Consider the following 13,859-nt stretch of genomic DNA (forward strand, 5'->3'; position numbering starts at 1 on the left):
AGCCACCCCATGCTCGCGCAGTTGGAGCTCCTTTTGCATGCATGACCGACGCTACGGACGACGCAAGACCGCGCCCGTCGGTGCATCGCTTCCTTGCCGCTCCGCGACGCGGAGCGGGTTAGTCCAACCGTTCTTATGCGTCGGGCGAGATTATGTGGCGGAGCCGCCTCTGACCCCCGTTCGGGCCGGCCAAAACCCAGCTTGCCTCCGTCACATAATATTCAGATGGAGTTCAGCAGTTGCAGAACGGAGTCATTTGGTCGGAAACGCAGCCGTGATCGCCGGTGACGCCCGCCTTCTCGAGTCCATTGCGCATCATCTCGACATCCCTGCGGCATAGCGGTGGGTCGTGGCGACCTGTGCGTGCCCGAGCCAGGCTTGGATCGTCAAAAGGTCCACGCCGGACTGGAGAAGCTTCATGGCGAGGGAGTGCCGGAAGATGTGCGGCGATATGGGCTTGTCGGCCAAGGCCGGCCTGGTAGGCACGGCCTCGGTGGCCGCACGCCGCACGATATGGGTCGCTCCGAAACGAGTCAGGCGCTCGTTGCGGGCGCCGACGAATATCGGTCGCGGCTCGTGATGGGCGATCCCGCGCTCGCTCAACAAGGATGTCAGCGCCCGCGCCAGGTCCTTAGCAATGGCGACGACGCGGTCTCTGCGCCCTTTGCCGCGCAGCAGCACTTGTGGGTGCGGCCGCTCCAACTGAAGGTCGTTTGCGTTGACGCCGGTGGCTTCGGAGACCCGGGCGCCGGTCCGTGCCAAGAAGAGCAGAAAGGCTCGGTCGCGCCGACCACGGGACGTTTTTGGATCGGGGCGCCGCGATGAGGGTGTCCACTTCGGCCTTGGTGAGGTGGTACGTCACCTCAATGTGCGTCCGTTTAATGGGAATCGTCAGCACGCGTTGGGCGACGCCGAAGGACGCCGGGTCGGCGGCAGCGACGTGGTGGAAGAAAGATCGGATCGCGGCCAAGCGGGCGTTGCGCGTGGTGACGGAATTGTTCCGCTTCTCCTCGAGTTCGTCGAGAAAAGCGAGAACGAGGTCTCGATCAAGCTCTTCGAGCGCCAACTCCGCCGGCTTCTTCCGCAATCGGGCGGCGGCAAAGAGGATCAGCATGCGCAAGGCGTCCCGATAGCTGGCCACGGTCGCGGGAGTCGCGTTCCGCTGCTTGGTCAGGCGCCGGCGGAAATAGGACTCCAGGAGCGGCGCTAGGAGCAGGTGTTCGCTCATGCTGCGCCCCCATCGAGGGCGGCACGCTCAGCCGCGATGGCGAGGAGCTCCGCCGAGCCCGTGAGGTAGTAGGCCGTGTCGCTGTAACTGGCGTGGCCGAGATATGTGGCGAGCAAAGGCAATAGCGCCTGAACGTCTGCGCGCTGTTGGTGCCAGAGGCTTCGGCGGGTCACGGCAAACCGGTGCCTGAGATCGTGCGGCCTTAACGGCTTACCGCCATCAAAGTCGGCGAGTTTACGGACCTCGGCAAAGCCGTTTTGCAGGCCGGTCGCCGAGAGGCGGTTGCCCCGGGAACTGAGGAAGAAGCCCTGATCCTTGGGTGTGGGGAAAGCGGCGTCGCGCTCACGGGCATAGCAACCAAGGGCAGCCTGGGTTGTCGTGTGAACTGGAACGAGACGATCCTTGCGGAACTTTGTCTTCCGAACGAGGAGAACCCCGTTGGTGAGATCAACGTCGGAACGATCAAGCCCGACTACTTCGCCCGATCGCAGCCCCGAACTCGCCAACAATCCGATCAGCGTCGCCATCGTCCGCCCTCGCAGAGGGATGCTAGGCGAAATGCGGGCGCATGCGTCGATGAGTGACGTCAACTCAGCCTCGCTGAGAATACGCGGAGGCGGAATCGCTCTGGATCTGGGGAAAGCCCTGCGCTCCAAGACTTCGGTTCGCGCGTCGTAGACGGCGAGATACTCGTAAAACCGGCGGAGCACGCCGTGACGAGTGACGCGGCTGTTGGCGGCGCCGCTGAACGACAGGGCGAAATCCAGCGCCAACGTTCGAGTGGCGGGCCCATCGAACTGAGCGCGCTCAACGTACCTCACGAAAGCCCGCAACGTGCCGGCTTGCTTGCTGAAGGCATAGCCGAGGGAGTGGCGTAGCTCGATGTAACACTCGGCCTTCTCGCCGAGGAATCGGGCAAAGGCGGTCATGCCACGCCTCCCGGAAAGGGGAGTGCGACCTCGGCAAGTTGCGAGGTCGCGACCTTTACGTACAGCGCCGTTGTGTTGATGCTGCGGTGTCCCAGGCGGCGACCTCGTTGATCGGCCTTCGCTGCTTGACGAGCTGGGTGGCAAGACTGTGGCGCAGGAGATGCGCACCTGCGACCCGCCCGAGTTCAACCCCGCCATGTCGCAACCGCTTCCGCACGATCCTTGACACAGGCGACGCGCATTTGAACGGTGCCACGGGCGGCGTGAAGGACAGGAACAGATCGGATTATCCACCTTCGGTCGAGCGCGCAGGACGTAGTCGGCGAGCGCGGCGCCAGTCTCCTCGAGCAGCGGCGCCACCCGATCCCGCTTGCCCTTGGTGCGCCGGACAGAAACCTCGCCAGCACGCCAGTCGATATCCTGCAGCTGAATGGCGCGTAGCTCACCGTTGCGAATGCCCGTGGTGGCGAGTAGCAGCAGGACGGCTCGATCGCGGATGTCGACCGGCGTCGTTGCGCCGATCGCATCGATTGCGCGCCGAACGTCATCTCATGCAAGGCGCGGCGGCAAATGCGCCAAACGCCAATGAGGCGTCCTTGGGATGACGCGGTCGAGATCCTGGTCATGGTGGCCAGCCCAACATAAAAACTGAAGAAATGTTCGGACGTGAAAAGTCGCTGCCGTGCGGGTGCCGGTTGTCGCCGATAGCGACAGCCGATGCTCGACAGCAGCAAGGACGTGCTCAGCCGTCAACGCCTCGAGATTCTTGACCGGGATGGTGATGGCGGAACCAATCCAGAAAGCGGCGGCCTCCCAGAAGAACGCCTTCGCGGGTCCTCGGCTCAAGTCCTCGCACCTTGCGCAAATAGTCGGAAAAAGGTCAGAAGCGGAGTATCCGGATCATCATCTACCTTGGGAGGGGAAGCGATGAAGCGCTCCGGAGCCACTCGTCGTGCATGTCCCAGCGCCGATGCTGCCCCAATGCGTGGAGAATCCGTAGTAAACGTGCATAAATAGCTGTCGACGACATCTTGATGGATCGGCATCCGACCACAGCGCGTTGCGGCAAACTGGCTAAAGCGCGCAATCCGGCTCAGGTAAATCTTGGCGGACGCTCGCTTGTAACCAAGGGTGAAAAAATGCTCCGCGAGGCGATCCATCTCGCCACCGAGTGCACCGCTACGCAGGCGCTTGAGCACCCCACAATAGGAAAAATAGAACTCGAGCATTCTGCCCCTCCGGCGTTGTGGCACAGGGGAATCCCGCGCCATGAGAGAGGCATGAAATATTATGTGGCGGAGGCAAGCTGGGTTTGGCCGGCCCGAAAGGGGGTCAGGGCGGCTCCGCCACATAATCTCGCCCGACGCATAAGTGCGGGTCGAGCGCGAGCACCTGCTGCACCATTCGCGCCAGGCTGTTGATCCCGCGGCGCATATAGGTCGCGCCGCAGCACAGGAAAATCCGGTCGGTCGGCACCACCGTGATCACCTGCTCAACTCCGCCAGGACGATACGCAGCGCTGCCGGATCGACGGTCCCGGTCGATCCGCAATCGCGCGCCGTTCGCAAAGGCCACCACGATCCTGTCGGCCGGGTGCGGGCAATCGGAGACTGGGCGTTCGACCTCGCGCAGATCGTCCACGTCGACGCGCGCGAAGGTGGCCATCGCCTGGTCGACATCGAGCTCGCCGCCGGCCATCTGCTTGCGCCAAGCATAGAGCTGCGAAGGAGCCACGCCAAACGGCTTGCCTTGACGCGCGTCAGTGTCCCCGATTGCGCCAAGTTCATCGGGGCCAATTAGCGCTCCGAACAATGCGGTTTGGTTGCTGCACTAATAGTTAGGAATATATTCGTGCTCTTTACACTCAAAAACAAGTAACTTATCGGCTTTTACAGCTGTAACGGGAGATACTTCCAAATATCTCATGGTCACATCATCGTAAAGTCTATCACATACATAAAAAAACCAATCTTCTGATTTTTTAGAAGCGAGCGCGTGTTCGTTGGAAGAGTGAAGCCGGTCACGTTCTCAAGCTTTAAATGCTCGAAAGCAAATTGGACTACTGCCCTGCCGGCCTCGACCGCGATCCCTTTGGATCTTCGGGAAGATACGGGCCGCTGTACATCAATCCACAATAGCCAGCGAATGTTCTGGCGTGGCCTTCATGTTTGACGAACACCATCCATTTGCCGAAACGATTTTGCTGCCAATGATTGATGAACTGAAGCAGTACCGCTTTCGACTGCTCTATCGTCGGATAGACTCCATTCCATAAGGTGTTTACCACGAACGGATCGCTACGGAGTTCATGTAGAAGAAGCTCGTCGCTATGCGACGGAGGCCTTAGGATTAGACGCGGCGTTTCTAGGATGTACACGAGAAGAGTCCTTTTCTGAGCCGGCACTTATAATTGAGCGGCACGTGGAGAAAACGTGGAACTATGATCGCCTGGAATGGGCGTTCGTAGGGTTAAAGTTGTAAGAAATCTCTACGAAAATCGTGTTTCCGGGATGCTGAAGGTTCTCTAAATTCGCTGAGAGGCAGGGCCATTACATGCTTATGATGTTGCTCAAGCCACCCAAGGAGTTGCTTGCCTGCCGGCAGCGAGAAGTCGAGAATGACACCCTTGGTTTTGGTCCATAGGCAAGCTGAGTTCTTCCGAGAGCTGACCGGCGACACAGTTCAGCTCTCGCTGGCCAGCCCGCACACGACCGGCGAAGGCGGTTCTGCGACGGCGTGCCCAGCTTGATGCCGGCCTTCCCGCAGGATTGCCGGGACCACGTTCTCGATGGGGACGTATTTCGTTCAGCACCGTGCGGCGGGCGACAAGGAGGGACCGCCAAAGCCGACATCGCTGGCTCTTCACATGCACCTGTCGGTACCCGCCGGTGCGGACGACCTACCGCGCCAACATGCAGACGATCTTGCGTCCGGCACAGATCCGGTTGTCATGCCGCTGGTCGAGCCACCTGCTGACGATCCTCACCACAATGGTCGGAGATATTGGGCCGGTTGCAACGTCTAAACTGTTGGCGATAGGGGGGCGTCGAGCCGCGGGGCCAGATTCCGCGAGTTACGATGTTCACGGAGACCAGTATGCTCCGATTGCATTGACGTTTAGCCCAAGATCTCTGGCTCGTTATCTGGAAAGATGATGAACCGAGCGTAGCATTGTGGGTAAGCCGGCGCTATTCTCAAAAGGAAATACACTCCATGCAATGGCAGGAAGTAGGCAAGAGACCATTCAGTCCGAGTCATCAAACTCAAGCCATCGCTGTTCTCTCCCCAACTCGCTTTCCTCCCAGCACCGCCGGTGTTACAACATCCATCTCGCTTGTTTGCACCAAGTATTCCCCGGCAGTCACCTCTTACCCGGCAACACTTGTGCAAGTGCGGCGATGTCGGTGTCCGTTTTGAAAATCACGAATGAGCGTTTCGGCGGATGAGATCGCCGTCCATTGCGACAAGGATATCATCGCGTGAGAGACGTCGATGCGCTCCTCGTAGTTGCGTACGAAGCGGGGCCATCTTGTCATCCAGCCGAAGGTCCGCTCGACGACCCCAGCGCCGGGGCAAGACTTCGAAGCCCTTCTGGTTGTCGGATCGACGGATGATCTCGACCACGAAGTCGAGATAGGCGGCTTTGTCCATGAGTTTCAGCCGGTCATAGGCGCCGTCGGCGAACAGATGCTTCACCCAGGGCCAGAGCTTGGTGGTGAGGTTGACCATCAACAGCCGCCCATCCGTATCGACGGCAATGTGTCGCTTGCGGCCCCCAAAATTCTTGCCAGCGTCGTAACCCCTTGTGTCAGCTTGCGGAGCCTTGACCGACTGGCTTTTCTATTCGGCGGTTGAAGCCAAGCGCCTCCTTCTCTTTTCGCTTTGCCGGCATTGGACGTCTTTCGCGGGGCCTTGCTTCTCTCCGGGATCGGCGCTCTGGCCCTGCCCTCTATGGGGATTCAGAAGAATGGGTGGAACAATCTGTCGAGCGCCTTGATTGCCGATGATGGGCAATCGAGCCAAGCCAGTCGACGAACTCACCTCATCCTCGTCCCGCGAAGGACAGCTGTTCCACCGGTGGGTGGAACTGGTATCGTCCCCGTTTATCGGGGGCGATGTTTATCAATTGTTCAGCCGGCGACCGGCATGATTTCCGTCCTGCTCCCGCGGAACTGTATGCCTTCTTCACCCACTCATGCGCCATGCAGTTCGAGCCCGCGCTCGATGTATTTGCGGACCGTCTTGGGATCGCGGCCCGTTCGCCGGGCGATCGCGGTCACGGACAGGCCCTCACGGTGTAGATCCAATATCATCAGAAGTTCTCCAAGTTGGACCACCAGCGCCCCTCCGATTTCGATCAAATCGGAAACGACTATCGACGCCGGGGCGGAAGCCGCCAGTTCCGGGACGCGTCCCGGAACTGGCGGCAGCAGCGCCAACTAGGGAATTTTCGATGCCCACAATCGGGGAATATTCATCGCCCGATGACAGTACGCGGCACCGGAATCGAGGTCCTCGGTCAGAATTGCGCAACAAACCTCATAAGTAAATTTACAGAAACTTTATGCGTGCCGTCCTCCCCAAATGCTACGGTCAGCCATAAACGCTGGGACTTGATCCCGGTCAAACCGGAAGACAAGCCTCCGCCCACATTAGTTCATTCCTCAAGTGAGCAATTATGCCCATCCAACGAGTAAACTACTCCCTTGGCTCTTCAGATCTCGGGTCAAGCCTCAAAACAAAAGACCTTGCACATGCAGCTGCCGATCAAGTGTGGAAGCCGGATCTATGTCAACAGACGTTCGATGGCCAAGAGGAGGTCGAAGCCGGTACCGAGGATAGGCAGCCGCCTAATCATTCGAGCAACGGTGACGGTCGTTGTTGCGGCACGTTCGGCGAGCTACTGCAAGGCCAGTTGCCGGATGGCTCCGCGTCTTCTGACACACATTTCCTGGTTACGATGCCCATCGCGCTCTTTGCGCGGGCCCATTTCATACCAATTGCAGGCACGTCATGTGTAACCGTTTATCCGGCATATAAGGTCAAAGCACAACGACTGGCCGAGAGCTTCGTGCTTGCGCTTGGCGTATCAGGAGGAAACCTCCTTTTGGAATCTGAACTCCCCGAAGGAAAAGGTCTGGCGAGTTCTTCTGCAGATCTCGTTGCGACCGCGCGGTCGATTGCCTCCTCATTCAAGCGAAGGGTTCGGACATCGTTGATCGAGAAGCTGATGGCGAAGATTGAGCCATCCGACGGGGTGATGTACCCTGGCGTGGTCGCATATCAGCAGCGAGCATGTAGCCTTCTCTCCTTCCTGGGGCAGATGCCGCCGCTTGCAATTGTTGGTATCGATGAAGGAGGGACGGTCGAAACCGTCGACTATGATCAACGGCGTGGTGAGGCCTCAAATCGTCAAAGAGCGCAATATCAGGAATTGCTCGAGCAGGCGCGAATAGCAATTCCGCAGGGTGACACGGCGTCGATAGGCAGAATAGCTACTGCTAGCGCTCTGCTGCACCAGGAGCGGGTTCCCAAAGAGCATCTAAATTCGATGCGGAAAGTGTCCGAGGAGGTCGGTGCGCTAGGCGTCATAATTGCGCACAGCGGTACCGTGATCGGAATCTTGCTTGATCGAACGGCACGCGACTTCCCGCGGAAGATGCAGTCTGTGGTCGACCAGGTAACTCCGTTCAACAATTCGCCAAGAGTATACCTGACAATGTATTAATGACATGAGCTAGCCATATGAGTGCCCGACACGAACACCTTCCGTTCTCCGGCTATTCTGCCGCCTATGCGCTACCCCGCGTAATCAGGTGCAGTACGAATCTTTATCTTGCGCAGTTTGCATTTATGAAGCTGCTTCCCGCTAAGTACGTTATCGAACAAGCACTGAATCGGGGGACGTTGAAGCAGGACACGACCGTTTTGGAGACCTCGAGTGGCACCTTCGCGCTGGGTTTAGCTGTAGTTTGCCGGGAGCACGGATTTCGACTCGAAATTTTCACCGACCCGGTGATGGATAGGGCTCTCGAGAACAGGTTAAGGTCCCTCGGCGCGGAAGTGGTCATAGTAACCGAAAAGGCGAAACAGGGCGGATATCAAGCAAGCCGTCTCGATGCGCTGCACGCCAGGATGGGAGAGTTGGGTCGCGCCTGTTTCTGGCCTCGCCAATACGAAACTGAGGACAATCCCGCGGCCTACAAGTCTTTCGCCGACCAGATCACAGGGATGCTTGGCGCCGACGTGACCGTGGTGGGTTCCGTCGGATCAGGCGGGTCGACTTGCGGAACAATAGAGCGCCTTCGTGAAGAATCGCCCAGCGCTCGCCTGATTGGGGTGGACACCTTCAATAGCGTCATCTTTGGCCAGCCGGACGGCGACAGGAAACTACGCGGATTGGGGAACAGTCTCGTCCCGAAAAATGTGAAGCATGAATTGTATGACGAGGTTCATTTCACGTCGGCATCGCTGGCATTTGCCGCAACGCGTGAGCTTCACGAACGGCACGCCATTTTTGCCGGCCCGACGTCTGGAGCGAGCTATATTGTGGGGCGCTGGCGCGCTCGCCAGTATCCAGACGAAACCGTGGTCGTCATATGTCCTGATGAAGGTCATCGCTACGTCGAAGCCGTCTACGATCACGAATGGCTCCGGCAAAATGGATGTGTCTATGAAGGTGTCCTTCTGGACGCTCCAGCCACCGAAGAGCATCCCTTGACAGCCCGCCCACCATGGAACCGGTATCGTTGGATGCGGAAAAGCCGGGAAGCTGTCTTGAGCGCGTCCGAGCAGTAAGATGAGCAGCTTCCTTTTCGTTGAGAGCAACACGACCGGCACTGGCGAGCTATTGATCAAGCGGGCCAAGGTCCTGGGGTTCGACCCCTATCTCGTGACACGCAATCGCGCGCGCTACCCCTTCCTTGAGAAGAGCGATGTGCAAGTGATCGAAGCTGAAACACGTAGTCCAGATAAGGTCATCGAGATCGCCACCAAGCTGCCCGGATTGGCAGGGATATTTTCGTCGTCTGACTACTTCGTGGAATCGGCGTCCAAGGTCGCCAGAGCGATAGGGCTCCCATCGGCAAACCCGGAAGCCATAGCGAGGTGCCGGAACAAATGGAAGCAAGTGAACGAGTTGGAGCGAAAATCAGTCTCTGTGCCTGAAACTCGTCTGGTCACGTCCGTAAAGGAAGTGAAGAAAGCGCTTGCCGAATCTGTCTTCCCCGTCATCATCAAGCCGATCTCCGGGAGCGGCAGTAGCGGAGTGCGTCTCTGCGAAAATACCGCAGCGGCCGTCCAGGCGTTTGAGGAGGCGAAGGACGTGCTGCTCGATCAAGTGGATTTGGGCAGCCCCGAGGTACTCATCCAGCAATACATAGAAGGTCAGGAATACTCCGCGGAAATCGTCGTGTCTGACGGGATGCCGTATTGCCTCGGAATTGTCGCGAAGCACAAGGGACCGCCTCCCTGCTTCGTTGAAATCGGCCACGACTTCCCGGCTTCCCTACCGGAACCGTCACTAGAGGAACTGGGATTTTTCGCGGCGGGCACAGTACTGGCCTTAGGCTTGGACTTTGGGCCGGCCCATGTGGAATTCGTCACTACAGAGACTGGCCCAGTCGTGATCGAGGTCAATCCCAGGCTGGCAGGAGGAATGATTCCGGTCATGCTCTCGAAGGCCTTGGGCACCTCGGTCCTTGACCTGGTGATACGGCTCTATGCGGATGCCGGATTTGCTCCGCCAAGGCCGAGCAAGAGGGCAGGAGCCATACGCTTTCGACTTGCTGATAAGTCCGGAAAGCTCAAGCGTTTGGCCTTTTCGCGTAGTAAAGAGCCGGCTGTGGTCGAAGCGGGTCTGCTGAAAACTGAGGGAGAGGAAATACGCATCAAGGGCGACTTCAGAGACCGCGTGGCCTATGCGGTTACCGTCGCTGATGAACTCGAAACCGCTGCCGCGGCGGCTGAGCGGATGATCGATGCAATTGCCTTTGAAATCGAGGCGACGCCCGATGAGCGGGATAACACGCGATTCAGCGAGCCAGCGGACGGCGGATGGACCCTGCATCCTGAGGCGATGAAGCTGCTCGCTCCACCCATCGAAATTTCGCGAGACGGTCGTCTCCTGCAGTTCCAGGCGACCGTGGATGAAGCACATCTGGTGATGCTCGCTGACCAGGGCTTGGTCAGCCGAGCTGTAGCCGCAGACCTGCTCACGCATATCTTGGATTTCCAGGGCGAGGAGTTCCAATCTCTAGATGGGCGTGATGCTCCGCGTGGACTCTATTTGGCTTATGAGGCCGAGCTTGCCGCCAGAGCAGGCGCAGAGAGGGCCGGCTGGCTCCACCTGGCCCGGTCCCGTAACGACTTGAACGCCACCATTTCTCTCCTGTCTCTACGGGAATCCGTCTGTTCAGTCTCCCTCGAGATAGGAGTTGCACAAGATGCCCTGCTTCAGCGGGCGGAAGAGGCATCGAGCCTTTTGGCTCCGCTTTACAGCCAATATCAAATTGCGCTTCCAGGGTCGCCGGGACACTATCTGCTCGGGGTCTTCTTCGCTCTCGGGCGCGAGCGCGAGCGACTTCATCGTCTGCTTAAAGACATCAGGGTTTGTCCCATGGGAGCCGGTGCCGGTGGGGGAACCAGCATTCCTATAGATTGCTCACAGACGGCGAGCCTCCTGGGATTTGAAATGCCGTCCTTCAACTCTCTCGATGCAGTCGCAAGCCGGGACCTCCACCTTCATGGGCTTTCGATCTTTACCAGTGTCTCGATTTTGCTCAGTCGTGTGGCCCAAGATATGCAGGTTTGGACAACGCGCGAGTTCGCTCTCATAGAGGTTCCTCGCAATCTTGCAGGGGGTTCTTCCATGCTGCCTCAAAAAAAGAACCCATATCTTCTCGAACACATCAAGGGATCGGCAAGCACTGTCATGGGCGCATACGTGTCCGCGGCAACGGCAACCTGCAAATCGCCGTTCAGCAACTCGATTGAGTCGAGCAACTATGGCTGCTCACCCCTGCAACTTGCGGAAGAAGCTCTCACGCGGGCCGTAACCCTTACATCGCTTATCGTGAGGTTCATATCTTTCAACGCGACATCGATGCGGAGAAATCTGGAAGATGGCTTGGCCATGACGACCGTCGCCGCGGAACGAATGGCCTCGCGAGGCACCCCTTTTCGGGAGGTCCATACACAAATCGGCGCGATCGCAGCGCGTGTGTCCCAGGAGAGCTGCGCTGCCAAGCGCCGAAACGAGCTAGTCAGCGAATTGGGTGACGTACTGCCCGCGAGCCCCGAGGAGGGCAGGGACGCCCTACGATTTGGCGGAGGTCCCGGCCTGACATCGACTGATGCTCAGTTTTCCATAGCAAAGACGCAATTTCGAGAAACCGAGCGTAAGCTCGCGGAAATACGCGAAGGGTGGGCATGGGCCGAGATGCACCGCAAACGAAGGGTGACAGACCTAATCAACGGCCACTAAGCCGCCGCAGTGGAAAATTGATCATGTAGCTGCACGTTCGACCCATCGGATCCTTTGCCATCCAGTTGGATAGCGGATTGCAATCATTGAGTGCATGCGGAAAGGTCGTGAGCTTTGAAAGCGCACCCGCGGCCCAAGCGACACGGCCTTTCCACTCCGGTGAAGCCTTTCACCCGAGGTCCGAGCCTTCCAGATCGCGTCGTCGATATCTTGGTCGGCTCGCATAACTTTGCACACTGCCATAGCCGCAGAAGTTCCCCCATCCTTTCCCGCTCTGGTTACGCATCAGGTACGGGATCGCGTGAACCATCAGGGACGCGTGCGGCTTTCACTACAACGATCCTCAGCCCTCAGAGCCGAAAGACATAGCGCCGTCATAACCGGACTATCGAGGCAGAGCCTGCCTGGACCGCCAGTCTGAATGACGCGAAGCTTGGGACAAACGTGATTCGCGCGGAGATCATCCAGTGCGGCTGCCAGAGCGGTCGCCGTTCGACGGTCTTGAGACGCTGGCGCTGAAACTCGGTTATTTGCGCGTCCACAAACAATGCTGCGCGGGAATTGCCGGCGGGAAGGTTCTGGAAAGTCTCATCCTTCCTTGTAGTAGTAGCTGTAGCCATTGATGGCAGGCGCGCCACCTAGATGCGCGTAGAGAATCCTCGAGCCCTCGGGGAAGAAGCCTCTTCTATTCAGATCGATCAGTCCCGACTTTCCCTCGTAAACCGGATGGATAATCAAGGCTTCCGTGCGGGCCGCCAGCCCGATCGCGTCATTCGTGGGCGTCCGAGGGAACGCCATAGGCGGGATGGGCGTAGTCGGAATTGATAACGATTTCGTCCTCGCGCACGGGGCGGCCCAGCCCGACGAGAGCGGCGGTGTCGTCGACGATGCGGCGACTTGGGCACGGGTCTGAGCGGGCGTTCCCGAGGCATCGATGCCGATCACCCGGTCGGCGCGGCCTTGCGCGGCGAAGCCAACGATCATGCCGGCCTGCGTCGAGCCGGTCACAACACACACGATGATGTAGTCGAAAGCAAAGCAAAGCTCGGTTTCCTGCCTGGTCACCTCTTCGGCGAAGCCGACATAGCCCAACCCGCCGGATCGGATAGGGCTTGCCGCCGGCGTCTTTCACCGACTGAATAGCGTCCTCCCAGCTTTGCGGATGCCGATATCAAAGCCGTCGTCGACAAGCCGGCTGTCCGCGCCCATCAGGCGCGTCAGCAGGACTTCATGCCGATCTTGGCCGCCGTCGCCGCGACCAGGCGCGTATCATTTCGACTGGACGCCGCCGATCGACACCAGCGTATCGGCGCCGATGCGAAGAGCGTCCGGCAGGATGTATTCGAGCTTTCGCGGCTTGTTCCCGCCCATGGCGAAACCGGAATTGCAGTCGTCGCGTTTTGCGTAAATCTGCACCTTCCCGCCCAACGCGGCGCTCAGGCGCGGCAGATGTTCGATCGGGGTCGGGCCGAAGGCCAACAGATATGGTTCGAACTTCTCAAGAAGTGACATCTAAATGGCTCCAGTTCGATATCAGAAAAGTTATAGCGAATTGCCACTCCGTCTCCATCAGCCGCTCGGCGGGCGAAGCCAATAATCTCGCACAGGAGATCGGCATCAGATGTTCTCTCCATGTGCGCGCAGGTTAATCATGTCGCCGCGACCGGCGCTGCCTGTGCGAGACGAGGCAATAAGGACTGCCCGACGCTTTCGGGACCGGGACCAGGGGCATATGCGAGCCGGCAAAATCCAACTGCGCATCCCGACGTTGCGGAAGGCGTCCTGTTTGCTCGAGCAGCGTAGCATGGCCGAGAAGGCCCTGACGCCGGTGATCCAGAAAGCTATGTCATGCATCTCGACCCGCTCGGTCGACGATCTGATTAGGCGATGGGCATGAGCGGCATCTTCGAGAGCCAAGTCTCTCGGCTGTGCGAGCAGATTGACGGCAAGGTAAAGGCTTTTCTGGACGCGCCTCATTGATGGCGTCCGTCATCGGTGTTGCCGCCGGAAAGAGTGGTGCCCAGAACTTGACCCTACCGTCAAGCGCCGATGACAGCGCGCTGCCTAGTTACGCCGCCTCCTGGAAGCCATGCACGCAGTCTTGACCCTGTCGGACAGGCTTTGGCGAGGAGCGCCTCCCGCTTTTTTGCGGCCGCCCTTTATAGCGTAGCTCGCCGTCTCCACAGGCCGATTCATGCTAATGTTCGTCTGCAGACGG

10 protein-coding genes and 7 pseudogenes are annotated in these 13,859 nt (G+C 58.8%); 4 read left to right on the forward strand and 13 right to left on the reverse strand.

The annotated features are described in order from the left end of the window. Positions 1–315: 315 nt before the first annotated feature. From PU724_RS31250 to PU724_RS31305, 12 genes and pseudogenes are all read right to left on the reverse strand, one after another. On the reverse strand, positions 316–762 hold the full coding sequence (locus PU724_RS31250; protein ID WP_354425873.1) for a tyrosine-type recombinase/integrase: 447 nt from the start codon (positions 760–762) through the stop codon (positions 316–318). Between the two features lie 232 nt (positions 763–994). Further along, positions 995–1,228, reverse strand: a pseudogene (locus PU724_RS31255) (tyrosine-type recombinase/integrase); the annotation flags it as partial. Further along, positions 1,225–2,157, reverse strand: coding sequence for a tyrosine-type recombinase/integrase (locus PU724_RS31260; RefSeq protein WP_354425871.1), 933 nt, complete (start codon positions 2,155–2,157; stop codon positions 1,225–1,227). The gene PU724_RS31260 and the pseudogene PU724_RS31255, both read right to left, overlap by 4 nt. A 363-nt stretch (positions 2,158–2,520) precedes the next feature. Then, positions 2,521–2,688: pseudogene (locus PU724_RS31265) on the reverse strand (tyrosine-type recombinase/integrase); the annotation flags it as partial. A gap of 18 nt (positions 2,689–2,706) precedes the next feature. Further along, on the reverse strand, positions 2,707–3,003 hold the full coding sequence (locus PU724_RS31270; protein ID WP_354425869.1) for a hypothetical protein: 297 nt from the start codon (positions 3,001–3,003) through the stop codon (positions 2,707–2,709). Continuing rightward, positions 3,000–3,386, reverse strand: a complete 387-nt coding sequence (locus tag PU724_RS31275) for a hypothetical protein (protein WP_354425867.1) — start codon at positions 3,384–3,386, stop codon at positions 3,000–3,002. The genes PU724_RS31270 and PU724_RS31275 overlap by 4 nt, the downstream gene beginning before the upstream one ends. 103 nt (positions 3,387–3,489) lie before the next feature. After that, complete coding sequence (locus PU724_RS31280; protein ID WP_426213752.1) at positions 3,490–3,969, reverse strand: hypothetical protein; 480 nt, start codon at positions 3,967–3,969, stop codon at positions 3,490–3,492. 116 nt (positions 3,970–4,085) lie between these two features. Then, entirely contained in the window at positions 4,086–4,292 is a 207-nt protein-coding gene (locus tag PU724_RS31285; protein WP_354425863.1) for a GNAT family N-acetyltransferase, read from the reverse strand. Beyond that, complete coding sequence (locus tag PU724_RS31290) at positions 4,217–4,561, reverse strand: GNAT family N-acetyltransferase (RefSeq protein ID WP_426213753.1); 345 nt, start codon at positions 4,559–4,561, stop codon at positions 4,217–4,219. Before PU724_RS31290 ends, PU724_RS31285 begins: the two co-directional genes overlap by 76 nt. 297 nt (positions 4,562–4,858) lie before the next feature. Continuing rightward, positions 4,859–5,056 (reverse strand): annotated as a pseudogene (locus PU724_RS31295) (IS110 family transposase); the annotation flags it as partial. A gap of 521 nt (positions 5,057–5,577) precedes the next feature. Further along, a pseudogene (locus tag PU724_RS31300) lies at positions 5,578–5,994 on the reverse strand (transposase); the annotation flags it as partial. A 371-nt stretch (positions 5,995–6,365) separates the two neighbouring features. Then, positions 6,366–6,494, reverse strand: a pseudogene (locus tag PU724_RS31305) (helix-turn-helix domain-containing protein); the annotation flags it as partial. 341 nt (positions 6,495–6,835) lie between these two features. Between PU724_RS31305 and PU724_RS31310 the strand changes: the two are divergent. The 3 genes from PU724_RS31310 to PU724_RS31320 all read left to right on the forward strand — a co-directional run bounded on the left by PU724_RS31310 (position 6,836) and on the right by PU724_RS31320 (position 11,641). After that, positions 6,836–7,885 carry a GHMP family kinase ATP-binding protein gene (locus PU724_RS31310; protein WP_354425859.1) on the forward strand — a complete coding sequence of 350 codons (1,050 nt, stop codon included), beginning with the start codon at positions 6,836–6,838 and terminating at the stop codon, positions 7,883–7,885. A 125-nt stretch (positions 7,886–8,010) separates the two neighbouring features. Further along, complete coding sequence (locus tag PU724_RS31315; protein ID WP_354425857.1) at positions 8,011–8,955, forward strand: cysteine synthase family protein; 945 nt, start codon at positions 8,011–8,013, stop codon at positions 8,953–8,955. Position 8,956: 1 nt separating this feature from the next. Then, positions 8,957–11,641 (forward strand): lyase family protein, encoded by a 2,685-nt coding sequence (locus PU724_RS31320; protein WP_354425855.1) that lies wholly within the window; start codon positions 8,957–8,959, stop codon positions 11,639–11,641. Between the two features lie 588 nt (positions 11,642–12,229). Here the strand turns inward: PU724_RS31320 and PU724_RS31325 are convergent. After that, positions 12,230–13,153: pseudogene (locus PU724_RS31325) on the reverse strand (pyridoxal-phosphate dependent enzyme). Between the two features lie 196 nt (positions 13,154–13,349). Between PU724_RS31325 and PU724_RS31330 the strand changes: the two are divergent. Beyond that, positions 13,350–13,615 (forward strand): annotated as a pseudogene (locus PU724_RS31330) (transposase); the annotation flags it as partial. Positions 13,616–13,859: the final 244 nt, after the last annotated feature.

The organism is Mesorhizobium abyssinicae, assembly GCF_049887195.1.
Lineage (GTDB): Bacteria > Pseudomonadota > Alphaproteobacteria > Rhizobiales > Rhizobiaceae > Mesorhizobium > Mesorhizobium abyssinicae.

Bases quoted from the DNA above. Each gene is read 5' to 3' on its own strand.
- PU724_RS31275 (WP_354425867.1), bottom strand. From the start codon at position 3,386: ATGCTCGAGTTCTATTTTTCCTATTGTGGGGTGCTCAAGCGCCTGCGT.
- PU724_RS31315 (WP_354425857.1), top strand. From the start codon at position 8,011: ATGAAGCTGCTTCCCGCTAAGTACGTTATCGAACAAGCACTGAATCGG.
- PU724_RS31320 (WP_354425855.1), top strand. From the start codon at position 8,957: ATGAGCAGCTTCCTTTTCGTTGAGAGCAACACGACCGGCACTGGCGAG.
- PU724_RS31310 (WP_354425859.1), top strand. From the start codon at position 6,836: ATGCCCATCCAACGAGTAAACTACTCCCTTGGCTCTTCAGATCTCGGG.
- PU724_RS31260 (WP_354425871.1), bottom strand. From the start codon at position 2,157: ATGACCGCCTTTGCCCGATTCCTCGGCGAGAAGGCCGAGTGTTACATC.